The organism is Streptomyces sp. NPDC056231, assembly GCF_048270745.1.
Taxonomy (GTDB): Bacteria; Actinomycetota; Actinomycetes; order Streptomycetales; family Streptomycetaceae; genus Streptomyces.
In genome coordinates, this window is the sequence record NZ_JBLVKW010000061.1 from 1 (window position 1) to 17443 (window position 17443).

Annotated in this window: 16 protein-coding genes; 8 read left to right on the forward strand and 8 right to left on the reverse strand. The window is 70.3% G+C overall.

Annotation, left to right across the window (positions count from 1 at the left end):
• The first annotated feature begins 163 nt into the window (after positions 1-163).
• Complete coding sequence (locus ACNPQM_RS32570) at positions 164-1852, forward strand: ABC-F family ATP-binding cassette domain-containing protein (RefSeq protein WP_418086772.1); 1689 nt, start codon at positions 164-166, stop codon at positions 1850-1852.
• A 113-nt stretch (positions 1853-1965) separates the two neighbouring features.
• Here ACNPQM_RS32570 and ACNPQM_RS32575 read toward each other — a convergent pair whose 3' ends face one another.
• Positions 1966-3294: an MFS transporter gene (locus ACNPQM_RS32575; RefSeq protein ID WP_418086773.1), complete on the reverse strand. Its 1329-nt coding sequence runs from the start codon at positions 3292-3294 to the stop codon at positions 1966-1968.
• A gap of 8 nt (positions 3295-3302) precedes the next feature.
• Complete coding sequence (locus ACNPQM_RS32580; RefSeq protein WP_418086774.1) at positions 3303-3515, reverse strand: hypothetical protein; 213 nt, start codon at positions 3513-3515, stop codon at positions 3303-3305.
• Positions 3516-3571: 56 nt separating this feature from the next.
• Between ACNPQM_RS32580 and ACNPQM_RS32585 the strand changes: the two genes are divergently transcribed.
• Positions 3572-4579 (forward strand): ArsR/SmtB family transcription factor, encoded by a 1008-nt coding sequence (locus ACNPQM_RS32585; protein ID WP_418086775.1) that lies wholly within the window; start codon positions 3572-3574, stop codon positions 4577-4579.
• 183 nt (positions 4580-4762) lie between these two features.
• Here the strand turns inward: ACNPQM_RS32585 and ACNPQM_RS32590 are convergent, their stop codons facing one another.
• The 3 genes from ACNPQM_RS32590 to ACNPQM_RS32600 all read right to left on the reverse strand — a co-directional run bounded on the left by ACNPQM_RS32590 (position 4763) and on the right by ACNPQM_RS32600 (position 7016).
• A complete protein-coding gene (locus ACNPQM_RS32590) occupies positions 4763-5368 on the reverse strand; it encodes a methyltransferase domain-containing protein (protein ID WP_418086776.1) in 606 nt (201 codons plus the stop codon).
• A 133-nt stretch (positions 5369-5501) separates the two neighbouring features.
• On the reverse strand, positions 5502-6266 hold the full coding sequence (locus ACNPQM_RS32595) for an SDR family NAD(P)-dependent oxidoreductase (protein ID WP_358862563.1): 765 nt from the start codon (positions 6264-6266) through the stop codon (positions 5502-5504).
• Between the two features lie 30 nt (positions 6267-6296).
• Positions 6297-7016, reverse strand: a complete 720-nt coding sequence (locus tag ACNPQM_RS32600; RefSeq protein WP_418086777.1) for a DUF4386 domain-containing protein — start codon at positions 7014-7016, stop codon at positions 6297-6299.
• Positions 7017-7092: 76 nt separating this feature from the next.
• Here ACNPQM_RS32600 and ACNPQM_RS32605 point away from each other — a divergent pair, with 76 nt between their 5' ends.
• Positions 7093-7602 (forward strand): MarR family winged helix-turn-helix transcriptional regulator, encoded by a 510-nt coding sequence (locus tag ACNPQM_RS32605; RefSeq protein ID WP_418086778.1) that lies wholly within the window; start codon positions 7093-7095, stop codon positions 7600-7602.
• Between the two features lie 247 nt (positions 7603-7849).
• Here the strand turns inward: ACNPQM_RS32605 and ACNPQM_RS32610 are convergent, their stop codons facing one another.
• Positions 7850-9373, reverse strand: coding sequence for a S8 family serine peptidase (locus ACNPQM_RS32610; RefSeq protein WP_418086779.1), 1524 nt, complete (start codon positions 9371-9373; stop codon positions 7850-7852).
• Between the two features lie 304 nt (positions 9374-9677).
• Positions 9678-10772: a P1 family peptidase gene (locus ACNPQM_RS32615; protein WP_418086780.1), complete on the reverse strand. Its 1095-nt coding sequence runs from the start codon at positions 10770-10772 to the stop codon at positions 9678-9680.
• 102 nt (positions 10773-10874) lie between these two features.
• Between ACNPQM_RS32615 and ACNPQM_RS32620 the strand changes: the two genes are divergently transcribed.
• Both ACNPQM_RS32620 and ACNPQM_RS32625 read left to right on the forward strand, forming a co-directional pair.
• Positions 10875-11348, forward strand: coding sequence for a zinc-binding dehydrogenase (locus ACNPQM_RS32620; protein WP_418086803.1), 474 nt, complete (start codon positions 10875-10877; stop codon positions 11346-11348).
• A gap of 444 nt (positions 11349-11792) precedes the next feature.
• Positions 11793-12314, forward strand: a complete 522-nt coding sequence (locus ACNPQM_RS32625) for a hypothetical protein (protein ID WP_418086781.1) — start codon at positions 11793-11795, stop codon at positions 12312-12314.
• On the opposite strand, the gene ACNPQM_RS32630 is transcribed toward ACNPQM_RS32625, so the two are convergent.
• The gene (locus ACNPQM_RS32630) at positions 12277-12462 is read right to left on the reverse strand and encodes a hypothetical protein (protein ID WP_418086782.1); all 186 of its coding nucleotides are present in this window, start codon (positions 12460-12462) and stop codon (positions 12277-12279) included. The two genes, ACNPQM_RS32625 and ACNPQM_RS32630, sit on opposite strands and share 38 nt — an antisense overlap.
• A gap of 245 nt (positions 12463-12707) precedes the next feature.
• Between ACNPQM_RS32630 and ACNPQM_RS32635 the strand changes: the two genes are divergently transcribed.
• From ACNPQM_RS32635 to ACNPQM_RS32645, 3 genes are all read left to right on the forward strand, one after another.
• Positions 12708-13241 carry an MFS transporter gene (locus tag ACNPQM_RS32635; protein WP_418086804.1) on the forward strand — a complete coding sequence of 178 codons (534 nt, stop codon included), beginning with the start codon at positions 12708-12710 and terminating at the stop codon, positions 13239-13241.
• Between the two features lie 105 nt (positions 13242-13346).
• Positions 13347-15416: a discoidin domain-containing protein gene (locus ACNPQM_RS32640; protein WP_418086783.1), complete on the forward strand. Its 2070-nt coding sequence runs from the start codon at positions 13347-13349 to the stop codon at positions 15414-15416.
• Positions 15417-15999: 583 nt separating this feature from the next.
• Positions 16000-17178: a hypothetical protein gene (locus ACNPQM_RS32645; RefSeq protein ID WP_418086784.1), complete on the forward strand. Its 1179-nt coding sequence runs from the start codon at positions 16000-16002 to the stop codon at positions 17176-17178.
• Positions 17179-17443: the final 265 nt, after the last annotated feature.

Genomic DNA, 17443 nt, shown 5'->3' on the forward strand with positions numbered 1-17443 from the left:
CGGTTCCTCGCCGCGATCGGCGTGAACCGCTGGCTGCGGCTGGCCGACGGAACGCTCAAGGAGACGGGAGCCCCCACGGTGTGACCCGCCGACGTGTGAAGTGGCCCGCGTCCGAGGCAGCACGCCCCGCGGGCCGAACACCGATCACGTTGGACGGTTCCCCATGCCCCAGCCCGCCCTGCTCGCCCACGACCTCGTCCGCAATCTGGGCGGCCGACGCGTCCTCGACGGCGTCTCCCTGACCGCCTCCCCCGGCCACCGCATCGGCCTGATCGGGGAGAACGGCGTCGGCAAATCCACCCTGCTGCGCGTGCTTGCCGGCGTGGACGAACCCGACGCCGGAAGCGTCACCCGCCCCGGTGACCTCGGCTTCCTCCACCAGGAGATGCCCTTCGACGCCGGCTCGACCATCGCCGCGGTGCTGGACGAGGCGCTGCGCGAGGCCCGCGAGGACCTCGCGGAGCTCGACCGGCTCGGCGAGGCGCTCGCCCGCGTCCCGGTGGACGACCCCGGCCACCAAGAGGTCCTCGACGCCTACGGCAGGCGGCTTGAGCAGGCCCAGGACCGGGAGTCCTGGGACGCCGACCGCCGCGCGGCCCTGGTGCTGGACGGCCTGGGCCTCGGCGCGGTCGGGCACGACCGCACGCTCGGCTCGCTCTCCGGCGGGCAGCGCGGCCGGCTGGCCCTGGCCGCGCTGCTCGTCCGACGGCCGTCGGCGCTGCTGCTGGACGAGCCGACCAACCACCTCGACGACGGCGCCGCCGCCTTCCTGGAGGAGCAGATCCGCGGCCTGCCCGGAACCGTGGTCCTCGCCAGCCACGACCGGGCACTCCTCGACGCCGTCTGCACCGACCTGATCGACCTCGACCCGGCGGTGGACGGCCCGGTCCGCTACGGCGGCAACTACAGCGCCTACCTCTCCGAGAAGCGCGCCGAACGGGAGCGCTGGGAGCGGCAGTACGCCGAGGAACAGGAGGAACTGGCGGAGCTGCAGCACGCGTCGGGGGTGACCGCGCACCGGGTCGCGCCGGACCGGGGCCGCACCGACAACGAGAAGATGGGCTACGGCCACCGGGCGGGCCGGGTACAGAACCAGATCTCCCGCCGGGTCCGCAACGCCACCCGGCGGCTGGAGGAGCTCGAGCGCTCGCAAGTCGCCGAGCCGCCGCGCCCGCTGCGGTTCGCGGCCGGGGAACTGGCCGCGCGTACCGAGGAGGGCCCGCGTCCCCTGGTGTCGCTGCACGACGTCCGGGTGCCCGGCCGGCTCGCACTGGGCGGTCTGGAGGTGTCGGCGACGGACCGGCTGCTGGTCACGGGCGGCAACGGGGCAGGCAAGTCGACGCTGCTCGCCGTGCTCGCCGGACGTCTCCCCGCCGAGGGCGAGGTGCACCGGCGGCGCAGGCTGACGGTGGGGATGCTCACCCAGGACACCGTGTTCGAGCGGCCCGACCGCACGGTCCGGGACACCTACGAGGTGACGCTGGGCCCGGCGCGCGCCGAGAAGGTGCCGCTGGGCTTGCTCGGCCTCCTGCACGAGGCGGACCTGGACAAGCCGGTCGGACGACTGTCCGTGGGCCAGCGCCGGCGCCTGGCGCTGGCGCTCCTGGTGGCCCACCCGCCCCAGCTGCTGCTGCTCGACGAGCCCACCAACCACCTCTCCCCCGCCCTGTGCGACGAACTGGAGGCCGCACTGGGGCAGGGACCCGGCGCGATTGTCGTGGCGAGCCACGACCGCTGGCTGCGCCGACGGTGGCAGGGCCGCGAACTCCGCCTGGAACCGGGCCGCGGACCGCGCGAGGTGCCGTACGATCTCGATCGCCCTGTCACGAGGGCGCAGCGCCTGGGACGGTAACGCTTCTTGCGCCTGGGCGGACAGGTGCACCTGCTGGTGAGTCCACCGCACGAGCGGCCCAAGTCGGCGGCGCGGAGCCGGGCTTTGCGCCGCCTTCCTCGGCCGCTACGCCTTCACCCGGCCCGCGGCGCCTGGCCTGCGCCCGTTGCGCGACCCCCACGCCCACGACGAGGCAAACGACGGTGAGAGCGGGTAACGGAGGTGCCGTACGAGGCCTGATCACTTCCACCGGTGCTCAGGCGGTGGCCGCAGCCATCCGCATTCTCCACACGGGTCCTGGCCGGGCCTTTCTCGAACTTGCACAGCACCAGTAGGTGGCGGGCCAGGGCGAGTGCGGCAAGCAGCGCGACGAGCACGCACACGCCCCACCAGCCAGCCTGGCTCCAGACGCGTATCCCGATCCAGGAACCTGCGCTGCCGCCCAGGTAGGCGCAGGTCATGTAGGCGGTATTGAGCCGGCTGCGGGCGTCGGTGCGCAGGGCGTAGACACGGACTTGATTGGCGACCATGCCGGACTGCATCGCGGTGTCGAGGAGCAGCGTGCCAAGTGTCAGGGCGGCCAGACCCAGCGCACCGCCCCGGGCACCGATGGTGAGGATCGCAGCCGAGACGAGGACGCCGAGCATGCAGACGAGGTTCACCGGATCGGGGCCGTAGCGGTCCACCAGACGGCCGGCGAGCGGGGTGCAGACCATGGTCGCCGCGCCGACCAGAGCGATCATTCCTACCGCCTGGGCACCCAGCCCGTAGGCCGGTCCGGCGAGCAGGAGCGCCAGGCAGGTCCAGACCGCAGAGAATCCGGCGAATACCGTTGCCTGGTAGAAGCACGAGCGGCGCAGGTCTGGCTCGGTGCGCAGCAGGCGCAGCGGCTCGGCCAGGAGCGCTGCGTACCGCTGGCGGGAGGACGGGGTTGTGGTCGGCACCGCGAACACCAAGACGGTGGCGAGGATCAGAGCCAGGACCGCGGCGACCAGGTAGGGGGCCCGCCAGCCCAGCCACTCACCGAGCGTGCCGCTGAAGGTCCGGGCCAGCAGCATGCCGCCGGTCGATCCGCTCAGCAGGGTGCCGATCACCGCTCCTTGACGGTCGGCGGCCACGAGACCAGCCGCCAGGGGGCCGACGATCTGCGCGCCCACAGTCGTCAGGCCGACAAGGGTGCTGGCGGCAATGAGGGCCGGCAGAGCCGGTGCGCAACCCGCTGCGAGCAGTGCCAGACCGGTCAGGGCGAGAAGGGCGACGAGGAACGAGCGGTGCGGGAGCCGGTCGCCAAGGGGCACCAGCAAGACCATCCCGGCCGTGTAGCCGGTCTGTGTGGCGGTCACCACCGCAGCGGCCGAATCGGGCGACACATGCAGCCCGGCGGCGACCAGCGGACCGATGGCCTGCGGAAAGTAGATGTTGCCCACCGCCACGGCGCACGTGACAGACAAGATCAGGATCATCCGGCGGCTCACCCTTCAGTCCACCGGCCCGCCTGCGACGTAGCTGAGACGAACCCCGCCCCGGGACTTACGAGGAAGGCATTGTTGACCGGCACCGTCGGCGGCCCGAACGCGGCGGCGATCCGGGCGACGGCCGCAGTGGCCGCGGCAACAGCGGCGCCGATGCCACGTGCCGCATCGGTGACAATCACCGTGCGCTGCACATGAGTTGTTTGTGTCATGAGAGGAAGTCCACGGCATCGACGTTGCATCGCCAATCGATGTAGCGTATGGCTTAATGATCAGCTTTGTGCTCGGCGTCGAGGACCTCGCGGACACCCGCTTCGCCCTCTCACCCCTGCACGAAACCCTGTTCAGCCTGCGGGTGCTGCAGGATCCGGGCCTGTCCGCGCTGCACCTGCCCTGGCGCAGGTCCGTACTCGGCAGACTCGGCACGCTCGACACCGGTCTGCTGATGTCCCTGGTCGCCCAGCGGCGCACCCTCCCCGACTTCCTGACCCCGAATCCCACGAGCTTCGCGCCGGCCTTCGAAGAAGAACTCTCCGTCGTCCGTCAGGCGTCCTGCGCTCGTGTCCGCCACGACCTACTGCTTGCGCACGCACCCGACCCTGTTCCCGAAGCGCTCCGCGACGCCACCGCCGCCGAAGACGCACCTGTCGCCAGACTCCGCGATGTCATCTGCGATCTCCTGCGGCAGTACTGGAAGGTGGCCATCGAGCCGATGTGGCCGCAGATGCGACTGGTGCTGGAAGCCGACATGACCTACCGCGCCCGCCAGCTCGCTCTGGGAGGCGCCCGACTGCTGTTCGCCGACATGCACCCGAACCTGCGCTGGCAAGGCGGAGAACTGTATATCCGCAAGATGATCAGCAGGCACCGGGTTGCGGCATCCGGCCGGGGGCTGTTGCTCCTGCCGTCAGTGTTCGCACACAAGCCCGCGCCCCCTGTCAGCCCGGACGAGCCGCCGAGCCTCGTCTATCCCAGCCGGGGAGTAGCCACGCTGTGGGGCTCGGAGATGCCGACCGTCGACACAACCACCCTGGTGTCTCTGCTCGGTTCATCCCGGGCGAGACTGCTCAGCCTCCTGGAAGAGCCGCTGCCCACCGTAGAGCTCGCCCGCCGTCTCAGGGTCACCCCGAGCGCTGTCTCCCAACACCTGCGTGTCCTGCACTCCACAGGACTGGTCACCCGGACACGTGACGGACGGCATGTGCTGTACCGGAGAAGCGCACTCGGCGACCAACTCACGACCACCGCTACCGGACCGCGAACTCAGGACGGATGAGGAACAGCACTCCGCCTCCGCCCAACCCCTGCATATCTCCGAGATGTGACCGGTCGGTCCGGCTTTTCGTACTCGCGCGTCGTCGTGTTGCGCGCGCCGTCGTCGCACGACACCTCGCGCCCGAGGGCGTCGTAGGCGACGGTCACGGTGTGACCGTCCGAGGTGTCCGTGACCCGCATATCCTCACTGGCGGTGGACGCTGACGGCATAGCCGCCGCCGTCGTAAGGGTCAGCGTCCCAGGTGGCGAAGCGGTCAACGAGGGTGAGGCCGGCTTCGGCGCAGCAGTCGTCGTACTCTGCCAGCGTGATGCTGGGCGGCACGGGCAGGTGGGCTTCGTCGAGGCCGAAGCCGGCGACCATCAGACCGCCCGGCCGCAGGGCCGTGGCCAGGCGCTTGACCACCGTGACCTCGGCGCCGGCAGCGAGCAGCGGGAAGACGTTGCCTGCAGCGACCACGAGATCGAAGTCCGCTGCAATGCCGAGCAAGTCCGGCTCGAACCCTGCCAAATCGAGCTGGAACCACGGCAGCCCCGGCGCCTGCTTCTGCGCCACTGCCAGCATCGACGCATCAAGATCCACCCCGACACAGTCGTATCCGAGCTCCGCGAGCCGGATCATGACCCGTCCGGTACCGCAGCCGGCGTCCAGCACCCGCGCTCCGACGGGCACGAGAGCTGCGCAGAACCGCGCCTCACCGTGCACATCGCTCCCGCTGCGGGCCAGGTCTGCGAACCGTGCAGCGTAGTCCTCTCCGGACTTCTCCCCGGTCAACTCTTTCCAACGGCTCATGAGACCAACCATAGGCCGACCGTGTGCCACTCGAAGAAGCGACTGAACTCGCGGCGCTGCAGGCCATCGCCGAGAAGGGCTCGAACGGATCCCGCAGCCGCTCGGGGGACGGGCCGCGCCCCGGCGGTCCTCTTCAGCCGGTGACGCGGCCGCCGGCGACGTCGATCGTGAGTCCGGTGAGCCAGGAGGCGGCCTCGGAAGCGAGGAACAGGGCGGTGTGGGCGACGTCGTCCGGCGTTCCCATGCGGCCCAGCGGGTGCATGGCGGCGACTTTGCCCTGCACGGCGGCGGGCATGCGGGCCTCTGTCGTCTCGGTAAGGATGGCCGAGGGCGCGATGCAGTTGACGCGGATCCCCCGCGGTGCGACCTCGGTGGCCAGGTGACGAGTGAGCATCACCACCCCGGCGTTGGCGACGCCGTAGGCGAGATTGGCCTGGCTGGGTTGGCGGCCGGCGGCCGAGGACATGGTGATGATCGAGCCGCTGCCGCGTTCGAGCATGCCCGGCAGGAATGCCTGGATGGTGAGGAACACCGACGTGAGGTCGGAGTCGATGACCTCGCGCCAGCGTTGTTCGGTCAGTTCCACGGACGGGACGGGGAATCCCTGTCCTCCGGCGAAGACGGCGAGGACGTCGACCGGGCCGAGCCGGGACTCGGCTTGTCGGCGCGCGTCGTCCACTGCGGCGGGGTCAGTGACGTCGGCGACCGCGCTGATCGCCGTGCCGCCCTCGCCGGTGATGTCGGCGACGACAGCGGCCAGGGCTTGGGGGTCCCGCCCAACGGCGCAGACCTTGGCACCCTGGGCTGCGAAGGCTCGTGCGGTTCGGGCGCCGATGCCGCGCGATCCGCCTGTGATGAAGACGATCTTGCCGTTCAGGTCGGGGAAGTTTCCGGACATCTGTAGTGGCTCCTTGGTCGGTGAGGATTGTCAGGACGAGGCGGGGCCGGGCTCTTGCCCGGGTGGCGTGCGGCGGCGGGTGCGCGGCAGCAGCACTGCGACGAACACCAGCCATACGGTGCCGCCGAAGCGGACGACCGGCAGGAGGTAGGCGAAGCCGGAGGCCAGCAGGGTCAGCGTGGAGAGCATCCCGGCTGCGGCGAGCAGCAGTCCGGTCCAGGTCACCGCCCGCGGCAGCAGGCCGGCCAACAGGCCCGTCACCGATACGCCGGCGGTGAACAGGGCGTACATCACCGCGTAGGCGGGGCCGCCGGACAGGAACGACAGGTCCGCGAGCGCGCGGGCGAGGGGAGCAGGGGCGTCCACCGGCAGACGTCCGCCGCTCCAGGCGAACATCGCGCTTGCGGTCAGCGCGCAGCTGGCCAGTACTCCCCCGACCAGGGTGATCGCCGAGCCGGGGGCGGTGATGCCCAGGGCCCGCAGCCGCTGGTAGAGCACCGCGGCGCACAGCGCCAGCGGCACTGCGGAGGCCAGCAGCAGGAAGGAACCCAGCTTGATCGCGGTGCCGTGGCTGCGGGCGTAGTGCAGGACCGCAAGGCCGGAGGCGTCGGGGTGAGGAGTGGAGCGGTTCACGACCACGTAGGCGACGGTCAACGCGGCGAACGCCAGGACGGGGGCCAGCAGCGGCGGCCCGGTCTGCGGGCGGCGCGCGCTCGCCACGGGACGTTGAGGGGCGGGGGCAACGGTCATGACTTCTCCCGGATCAGTGATTACACAAGATAATGATTACAGTCCAGAACGATTGTCAAGCATGTACGATGCCGTCATGAACAGCAGTCACGAGGACGGGAGCCGCGCGCTCCGCGGCGGCGCCGCTTTCCTGCTGGCACAGCTGGGAGCCCACGCGGCTCAACTGTTCGCCGAGCGGATCGCCGCCCTCGACCTGACTCCCGCACAGGCCGGGCTCCTGCGCCTGCTCGCCCAGACCCCCGGCCGAAGCCAGCGCGAACTCGCCGACGACCTCGGCATGCCGCCGAGCCGCTTTGTGTCCTTCGCCGATGACCTGGAGGAGCGAGGCCTGATCGAGCGCCGCAGGAACTCCAACGACCGGCGCCTGTACGCACTGCACCTGAGCGAACGCGGGCTCGAGATGCTGGCCCAACTACGCGAGGCGGGGGCAGCGCACGAGCAACACCTGTGCCAGGCACTGTCGCCCGACGAGCACCAGCAGCTGACCGGACTGCTCAGGCGCCTGGCCGAACAGCAGGGACTCACCCCAGGCGTGCACCCCGGCTACCGGTCGCTGCGAACCGACCGCCCCACCCGCAACCGGTGAGCGGCGGCCACCGGCGTGTCTGAGGGCGCAGGCGCCTCATCGGCCCCAACCGGCCGGCACTTTTTCACCGCTGCGGCGATGAACCTCGCCCGGCTCGACGCTTGGACCAGCGGAACACCGCGAATCGGCACCCGCCGCTCCCGCTTCGAAACGCTGAGGCCCGCCGCCTGACGGCGACGGGGCCCACAAAGGGGCCGACATTGACCAACCTGAGTCGACGGTCCGGCCCCTTGCCCGCGGAAGCCGCCTACTTCGTCACAGCGTTCAACGCGTTCACGATCCCCACACCGTAGAACCCGTTGTGATTCTTCGACCCCTTGCACACGGCGTCGATCTTGCCGTCGGAGTTGATGTCGTACGGGTCCGTGCACGGCGTGGCGTCGGCCTGGGCGTACAGCATGGCCTTCACCTGGCCGGCGGTGGCGTGCGGGTGCGTCGACTTGATGAGGGCGGCCACCCCCGCGACGTGCGGGGACGCCATCGACGTGCCCACTGCGTAGCCCCACGTGCCGCCGGGCATCGTGCCGAGGATCCCACCATTGGCGGCCGGCGAGGCCGGGGGCTGGTAGCGGACGGAGTCGCCACCGGGCGCGGCGACGTCGATGACGCCGTGACCGTAGTTGGAGAACGACGACTTGATGCCCTTCGCACCGGTCGCGGAAACGGTCACCACACCGGGCAGCTGGGGCGGTAGGTCCAAGCACTTGTGCGGGTCGATCACCCGGTCGCCCGGTGTGCCGTCGTCCGGGGAGGCGGGGTCGGCGATGGAGTCCGCGTCCAGGTCATGTCTCTCGTTGCCCGCGGCCGCGACGTTGACCGTGCCCTTGCGCTCCGCGTACTGCGAGGCCCGGACGACGGCGTCGACGAGCGCCTTCTGGTCGGCGTCGTCGAGGCAGTTGTAGTTCCAGGGGTCGGTGTAGTAGCTGTTGTTGGTGATGTCCACGTGGTGCTCGGCCGCCCAGACGAAGCCGCAGACCACGGACTCGGTGTAGACGTAGTCCTTCGGGTCGGCCACCTTGATGCCGGCGACCTGCACGCCGGGTGCGACGCCGGTCATGCCGATGCCGTTCTTGGCGGCCGCGATCTCACCCGCGACGTGTGTGCCGTGGGCGCTTCCCGACGACGTGCCCGGCCGCCAGGCCCCGTGGGTGGTGTTCGGCTTGCCCGACACGCAGTTGACGGACGCCTCGCGATTGAAGTTCGGGGCGAGGTCGGGGTGGGTGTCGTCGACGCCGGTGTCGATGACGGCGACTGTGACCTCGCGGCTGCCGAGCGTCTTCTCGTGCGCCTTGTCCGCCTTGATTGCGGGCAGGTCCCACTGAAACGGCTCCAGCGGGTCCTGGCCTTCGGCCGCCTGGACACTCGCGACCTCCCTGGCGCTCAGCACCTTCGGCGTGCCGGCCTCGGTCGTCGACTGCGGGGCAAGGGGCGCGGTGCGGGTGGCGCCGGCCGACTGCACGCCCGGAACCTTGCGGATGGTCCGGGCGAAGTCGGGGTTCGCGGAGTGGACGACGATCACGCCGATCTGGTCGTACGCGATGACGATCGTGCCGCCCGCGCCGGCGATGGACTTCTTCACCGTCGCGGTCGGGCCTTGTCCGGTGGCGATGTTGACGACGTAGCTGAGGGAGGTCGCGTCGGCGGTCGCGGTCTGCGGGGCCGCCTCGGCCGCCGACGCCGTGACGTTGGGCAATAAGGCGAAGGCGGTCGCCGTGACCATCCCCAGCGGAAGGGCGACAAGACGACGGGAGCGCATGCGGGGCGCTGTCATAGAGGCCTCCAGTTGGTTCGCGGTACGGGTGGTATGACGCGGCCAGGGCCCAACGAGTTGATCGACGGGGTTACTTGACCGTCCGCAGGGCGTTGACGATGCCGACGCCGTAGAGCCCGTTCACGCGCTTGCCGCCCGTGCGGGTCGCGTCCACGACCCGTCGCCGTTGGAGGCGTAGAGGTCCTTCGGGCAGCCCGGGTTGTCCGCCTGGGTCTTCAGGAGCGCCTGGAGACTCTGACGGCGAGCGAGGCGACGCAGGCGGGTCTGTGCGCCTCGCAGCAGGAAACCTGTCCGTGCCGAGGAGTCAGCGCGCGGGGCCCTCGCCGTCCGGCACCAGTGGTGTCGCAGGACCCGAAAGGACTTCGAGCAGCCGGTCCGCCGACAGGGCCGGCAGGGTGCGGCCGCCGAAGCCTGTGGTCGTCGTCGCGGCGAGCAGGGAGTTGAGCACCGCCTCCTCGACCGCGTCGAGGACTGCTTCGAACAGCGGCCCCAGCTCGGCGTCCTCCAGAGGGGCACCGGTCTGGGGCCGCGTACCGAAGGCGATGGCGTAGTCGCCGCTGCCGTGGCTGTAGGCAGCGCCCGTGCGGGCCAGCGCGAACACGGCGCGCCGCGCGACGCGAGTGAGTTGCCGGGCGTCGAGCGGGGCGTCCGTGGCGACCACGATCATGCAGGAGCCCGCCTCCCCGACCGGCGCGGGGTCAGCGGCCAGGCCAAGGGACTGTGGGGTGACACTGCGGCCGAGCACCCGCAGCGTGCCGCCGAAGTTCGCCTGCACGAGGACGCCGACCGTGTACCGCCGGCCTCTCAGGTCCGGTGTGCGCGAGGCGGTTCCGATGCCGGCCTTGAATCCCAGGGCGCCTGTGCCGGTTCCCGCGCCGACACAGCCCTCGGCCACCGGTCCACCGGACGCTCCGTCGAGTGCGGCCCGGACGTGCACCTCGTGAACCGGCCGTGCGCGGATGTCGGACAGGAAGCCGTCGTTGCACTCACCGACGACCGGGTTGAGGCTCTGCACCTTGCCGCATCCGGGCTGTTCGAGCATCCATCCGACCAGTGCGTCGGCGACCCGAAACGCCGACAGCGTCGAGGTCAACAGCACCGGCGTCTCCAGCGTGCCGAGCTCGGTGAGCTGGGTCACGCCGATGAGCTTGCCGTAGCCGTTGCCGGTGAACATCCCGGCGGGCAGCGGTGCGTGGGGGCCTACGACGTCAGGCACGACGGCGGTCACTCCGCTGTGCACATCGGGGTGCCGGCGGACGGTGGCGTGCCCGACACGGACGCCCGGCACATCGGTGATCGAGTCGAGGGGCCCGGTAGCGAACCCTCCGATGAGGATACCGAGGTCACGAGCCCGGGACCGGGCGCCCTGTGCTGACTGGATGTAATCCATGGGTTCCATACGGCCGAACGCTACGCATCGCGTCAAGGGCCGCCTCCTCGGCGCGGCCTTCGCCGCTGCGGACACCGGCCGCCAGGTGACCGTGGGGGGAACGCAGGGATCATCGCGGTCGACCCGGTGCCGGAGAAGCGTGGGCTGGCCCTCCAACTGGGCGCGACCCACGCGTACGCACCTGGCGAGGCGGTCGAGACGATTCGTGAACTCACCTCCGGTGTAGTCGAGTTGACGGTCGAGGCAGTGGGAAGCCCGAAGGTGATGGCCGAGTGCCTGACGGCCGTGGCCCGGGGCGGCACGGTCGTCTCAGTGGGCCTGCCCGCGCCCGACCGGGTGCTGGAGGTCCCGGCGCTGGCGTTCGCGGGCGAGGGCAAGTCCCTGTTGGGCTCGTACATGGGCGACGCGGTTCCGCGTCGCGACATACCCCGCTCCCTGGACCTGTGGCGGGCGGGCCTGATGCCGGTGGAGCGGATGCACACCGGCACCCTGCCTTTGACCGACATCAGCACAGCGATGGAGGAGCTGGCCTCGGGCCGGGCGATCCGTCAGGTCATCGACACGTCCGGGATGCTGAACGTCTGATGCAGCGCCGCGCCGTCAGGGCGCCGGCGGCGTCGCCCCTTCCCGTTGCGGAAAGGGCGTCGTCACCGGCCCGCGGCGTCCCGGGGGACCACCATGGGCGCGGACCATACGTGAAGGCAGGATGGGACAAGGCCGCGCGGGGGCGCACTTCTTGTTCACAGTCCAAGACCCCGTGCGTCTGCCTCCACGTCACGGCCACGACCCCGATCCTCCCCCGCCAAGCAGCGTCTCCTACGGCTGGTGGTGCGTCCGGACACGGTGCCGCGCCGGCACCGCGATCCGATCGCACGCCGGCACGCTGCGCGCTCGCGGCCCAGGCGCCCGGGAAAGGCCGCGGACTGTGCGCGTGCGACCAGAGGCGGAGAGGAGCTCCCGCTGGGGCGGGATCCATCTCCGACCGGGGGCCGACGCGGCGAGGCCGGCACCGCGGCCAGGATTGTCGCCATGCCGATGTTCTCCGCCCTTCAGACCCTGCCCGATGTCCCGCGCTGGGCGCGCAACGCAGCGCGCCTGGCGGTCCTGACGCCGCTTCCGTCCAGCCTATGGCGGCTCCCGATGGCCTGGGGCTGGATGATGGGCTTCGGGCCGGAGGCCAAGAGGACGCTCCACGTGCCCGGTTGGGGGTCGCTCTACATCGTGGGCCTGACGGTGTTCTCGGAGGTCTTCGCCTTCCTGACGCTCGGCCTGGTGCAGTCCTGGGGTGAGGTCTGGCCGCGCTGGGTGCCGGGCCTGCGCGGCCGCCCGGTGTCGGTCCCGGCCGCAGTGATCCCCGCCCTGGTCGGAGCCTGCCTGGTCATGGTGTACTCCGTGGGCCTGATCCACAACATGTTCGTCAATCCGGACCCCGACGCTCCCCACGGCATCTCCGTCGTGGTCCTGAACCTCTGCTACGCGCCCATCATCCTCTGGGGGCCCCTGCTCCTGGCAGTCACCGTGCATTACTGGCGCTGCCGACGCCGGACGTGACGCGCCGCCCGCTTTCGGCCGTCGCATCGAGCCAGAGCTGAGAGGCGAGGAGCTCGGCCACCAGGGTCTCGGACAGCAAGCGGACATCGTCGTCGGTGTCGCCCCGGTACCGCAGCGTGTACGCCGCACCGGGTACCTCACCGCTCACGGCCACGACGCCAGGCCCAGCCGAAGTCGGGGTGCTGCCGGGGACTCGCCCAGAGCGAGCGGGCGAAGGCACGGCCTTGAAGGTGGGGCGCAGCTCTCGGGACAGGGACGGCTCGGAGTGGCGCAGCACGAAGGGGAGCGCGCACCCGATCCCTGATCAACCTCGGCAACGCCCTCGGCACCCTCTACCTCTTCTACTTCCTCGCCGACGCCGTCCACTACGACGACCCCGGTGCCGGCGTACTGATCCTCACGGTGGTCCACACCCTCCGCGCCGCTCTCACGGCCATTCCCGCCGGCGTCCTGTCCGGCCGCGTCGGACGCCGCAAGGTCTTCGTCGTGCTCTGTTCGCCGGCCATGGCCGCAGCGGCAGTGCTGCTCGCCCTGTTCCACACCTGGCCGTCCGCCCTCGCTGCCGCGGCCGTCCTCGGCGCGGGTCACGGCGTCTACCTCGTCGTCGACCAGGCCCTCGTCACCCAAGTCCTGCCCGAGGCCGCCGACCGCGCCAAGGACCTCGGCGTCATCAACATCGCCAACTCCGGTCCGCAAGTCCTCGCCGCCCGCCCTCGCCGCGCCGATCATCGCCCACCTGGACGGCTACACCGGCCTCTACGCGGCCACGGCCCTGGTCACCCTCATCGGCGGCCTCCTCGTCAACCGCATCCGCAGCGTGACCTGACGACACACGGACGGGCGGGCCCGTCCGTCCGGGCCAGTCGACTCCCGGCACCCCATCAACCCGCAACCGACCGCGACCGAGCACGGGTTCACCAAAGATGAGAAATTCTCATGTTTCTCTGTCCGGACCATTGACTCCGCCGACGGTGGTCGCGATTCTCAAAAACCCGTCAGTAACTTGAGTGCACATGTCAATCAAGGTGTGTGATGACCATGGTTCAACCTCCGCGCCGCAGAATCAGATCCCTCACGGTGGTGTCACTGCTCCTCACCGTGATGGCCCTGGTCCTCGGCCCGATGCCCAGCTCCGCGGCGGAGCCCGCCCCCGGCTGGTGGACCCCGACCGAGCGGCCCGCGCCCGACTGGCAGATCGGCGTCACGGGCGAGCCGTTCAAGGGCACCGACGCCCAGGGCCGCGTACGAGGCTTCGTGGACGCCCACGACCACATCATGTCCAACGAGGGCTTCGGCGGCCGGCTGATCTGCGGCAAGCCGTTCTCGGAGCAGGGCGTCGCCGATGCGCTCAAGGACTGCCCCGAGCACTACCCCGACGGCTCGCTCGCCATCTTCGACTTCATCACCAAGGGCGACGGCAAGCACGACCCCAATGGGTGGCCCACCTTCAAGGACTGGCCCGCCCACGACTCGCTGACCCACCAGCAGAACTACTACGCCGGCATCGAGCGGGCATGGCGCGGCGGCCAGCGGGTGCTGGTCAACGACCTGGTCACCAACGGCGTGATCTGCTCGGTCTACTTCTTCAAGGACCGCACCTGCGACGAGATGACCGCCATCCGTCTTGAGGCGAAGAAGTCGTACGACATGCAGGCCTACGTCGACAAGATGTACGGCGGCCCGGGCAAGGGCTGGTTCCGGATCGTCACCAGCAGCAAGCAGGCCCGCGAGGTCATCGAGCAGGGCAAGCTGGCCGTCGTCCTGGGGGTCGAGACCTCCGAGCCGTTCGGCTGCAAGCAGATCCTGGACATCGCGCAGTGCAGCAAGGCCGACATCGACCGCGGCCTGGACGAGCTGCGCGAACTGGGCGTGAGCAGCATGTTCCTGTGCCACAAGTTCGACAACGCCCTGTGCGGGGTGCGCTTCGACTCCGGCGCCCTCGGTACGGCGATCAACGTGGGCCAGTTCCTGTCGACCGGCACCTTCTGGAAGACGGAGACCTGCCGCGGCCCGCAGCACGACAACCCCGTCGGCAACGCGGTGGCGGCGCAGGCGGAGAAGCAACTCCCGGAGGGAGTGGCCGTCCCCACGTACACCTCGGACGCGCAGTGCAACACCCGCGGGCTGACCAGCCTGGGTGAGTACGCGGTGCGCGGCATGATGAAGCGCCACATGATGCTGGAGCTCGACCACATGAGCGTGAAGGCCGCGGGTCAGGCCTTCGACATCCTCGAGTCCGAGTCGTACCCGGGCGCCATCTCCTCGCACAGCTGGATGGACTCGGGGTGGACCGAGCGGCTCTACAAGCTCGGCGGGTTCGCCGCTCAGTACATGAGCGTCGCCGGGCCGTTCAGCGCGGAGGCCAAGGCCAAGGAGGCGCTGCGCGAAAAGTACGAGGTCGGCTACGGCTACGGCACCGACATGAACGGCGTCGGCGGCTGGCCGGCCCCGCGGGGCGCGGACGCCCCGAACCCGGTCAAGTACCCCTTCCGCAGTACGGACGGCGGCTCGGTGATCGACAAGCAGACCACCGGCGAACGCACATGGGACTTCAACACCGATGGCGCGGCGCACTACGGCATGGTCCCGGACTGGATCGAGGACATCCGCAACGTCGGTGGACAGAAGGTCGTGGACGACCTCTTCTCAGGTGCCGAGTCCTACCTCCGCACCTGGCGGAGCACCGAGAAGCACGAGTTGGGGGAGAACCTGGCCTCGGGTGCGGCAGCCTTCGCGTCCACGTCGGAGTGGTGGAACCCGTTCGTCAGCTTCGCTCCCCACAAGGCCGTGGACGGAGACAAAGACACCCGCTGGGCCAGCGAGTGGAACAACGACCAGTGGCTGCGGATCGACCTCGGATCCGTGAAGCCGGTCAAGCGCGTCACCCTCGACTGGGAGGCGGCATACGCGAAGTCGTACCGCATCGAGCTGTCGCAGGACCGCGAGAACTGGCAGACGGCATGGTCGACGGCCGCTGGTGACGGCGGCCTGGACACAGCGTGGTTCGCCCGGACTCCGGCGCGCTACGTACGAATCCAAGGCGTGGAGCGCGGCACCAAGTGGGGCTACTCACTCCGAGAGGTCGGCGTCTACAGCGACTGACGGCACCGGCGGCGGTGTCGCGGGCCGAGGCCGGCCGGATCAACTCTCCCGATCCGGCCGGCCTGACGTCCCGGTACGCCACGAAGAGCGCAGGCGCCCTGTCGGTGCCGGCGCCTGGGCGAGTGATGTCTCGAACAGGGGGATCAGCGCGTTACGCAGCAGCGTGTCGCCGACGGCCGGCGCCATTCACCCCAGGGTGGCCGGGCAGCGGCCGCAGTCGCGGTCGCCGGACGGCAGCGGCTCCGCAGTGACCGGGTCGATCGCCGCCTCCGGGGAAGTCCACTGGTCACCCGACCCGTTGGACCGGGTCCTGTCGCGCCGCCGCTTTTGCGTACGTGGCTGCCGGCGTGCGCTCTGCCGCTGGGCGTGCCGGAGCCGGCGGCAGACCTCGCGGGGAGGGCTCTACCCGTCGGCCTCCCATGCAGCAGCAAGGCTGTGTAAGTCCACTTTCTGGGGAAATGCGCTTCGAATAGACGTGCGATTACATGGTGTGTTAGCTTCCCGCGCGCTAGGGACAGCCGCCTGCCATCGGCTGCTGCCCAGTCCAACGCTGTTTCAACGCACCACATTTGGAGGCCTGAGAATGCCGCGAAAGCACCCGCTCCCTCCCGCCGCCCCCAACCGCCTCGCCCTGCGCCGCGGCACCGTGACGCTTGCCGCACTGGCAGCGCTCACGCTCGCCGCCGGAACGATTGCCGCGGCCGCGCCCAACGCGCGCGCCGTCAGCACGTCTGGTGTCGCCATCGCCACCCGAAACGTCACCCCCTCAGCAACCGCAACCGACAGCACCGATCCGGTCCAGTACGTACAGGACTCCCTCTACGCCGCCGGAGACACCGGCTACCTGCACCGCCGCGCGAATGCCGACGGGTCGGCAGGCGCCTACACCTGGCGCGGCTATGACGGCAGCGAGCGGTCACTGGACACCTCTGGCGGAGCTCTGCCGGGACAGTACGGGTACTACGCCTCCGGAAGCGACACAGTCCTCACCTCTCCGCTCTACTCCAGCGGGCAGATCCAGATGCAGGACATGGCCGCAGGCACGACCATCGACGTCACCCTCCCCGCCGGGCAGTACGTCGCGGCCGTCTTCGGCTCCACTCTGATCACTCAGGAGCTCAACGAGGTATGGCAGGTCGGACGCCTGCACGTCCTGCACGTGGCGGAAAACGGGGCGATCCAGAGTGACGTTCCGGTCGACCCGCCGGCGGACCAGTTCTTCCACAGAAACCAGACCGTGCTGGCCGGCGACGGCAGGTCCGCGCTCATCCGGCTCCGCCACGCGACCGACATCGGCCTACTCGACCTCACCACCGGCACGATCACTACCATCAGCACGCACGCCACCGACGACGACCCCCTCTACCTCCAGGCGGCGCTCTCCCCGACGCACATCGCCGTGTACCACGAGGGCGCGAGCCAGGCCCGTGTCGTACGCCGCGACGACCCGGCAGGCGCACAGACCGTGGTCCCCGTACCGCAGTACGCGAGCGGCACCGCCTTCGTCGGTCTGGTCGGCGAGTGGCTGCTCACCAGCTACCGGCCGCCGTACGGCACACCCGCGGGCCCCGGCGGCCCGCTCCAGGCCACCCCGCTCAATGGCGGCAAGCCGCGCACCCTGCTTCCCGTCGCGGAACCAGAGATCGCGCAAATCCCGTCCGGTGGCGCCGTCACCGTCGGCCAGTCGACGGACGGCACCTGGGCCGCCCACCGCATCACCATCGCCCCGAACGGCAGGCCCGCGCTCACGCCCCTGACCTGACGTCACGCCGGCGGCAAGAGCGGCGCCCACCGGGCCGCTCGCCGCACGCGTTCCCGGACAGCAACTCGCGCGGCGGCCGCGCGCCAGGAGCTGTCCGGGATCGCGGCACCGATCGTTCGTCGGTCGGCCGCTCAGTTTCCGCGTTCCACATCGAGCGGCGTCAGGGCCCGACAGATCGCGCGAACCACCACATGGCCTGTCCGGGACCGGACATGTCCGGTGCCTGCCACTCCTCAAGCCTTCCACTGACCTGCTCAGCGACGTT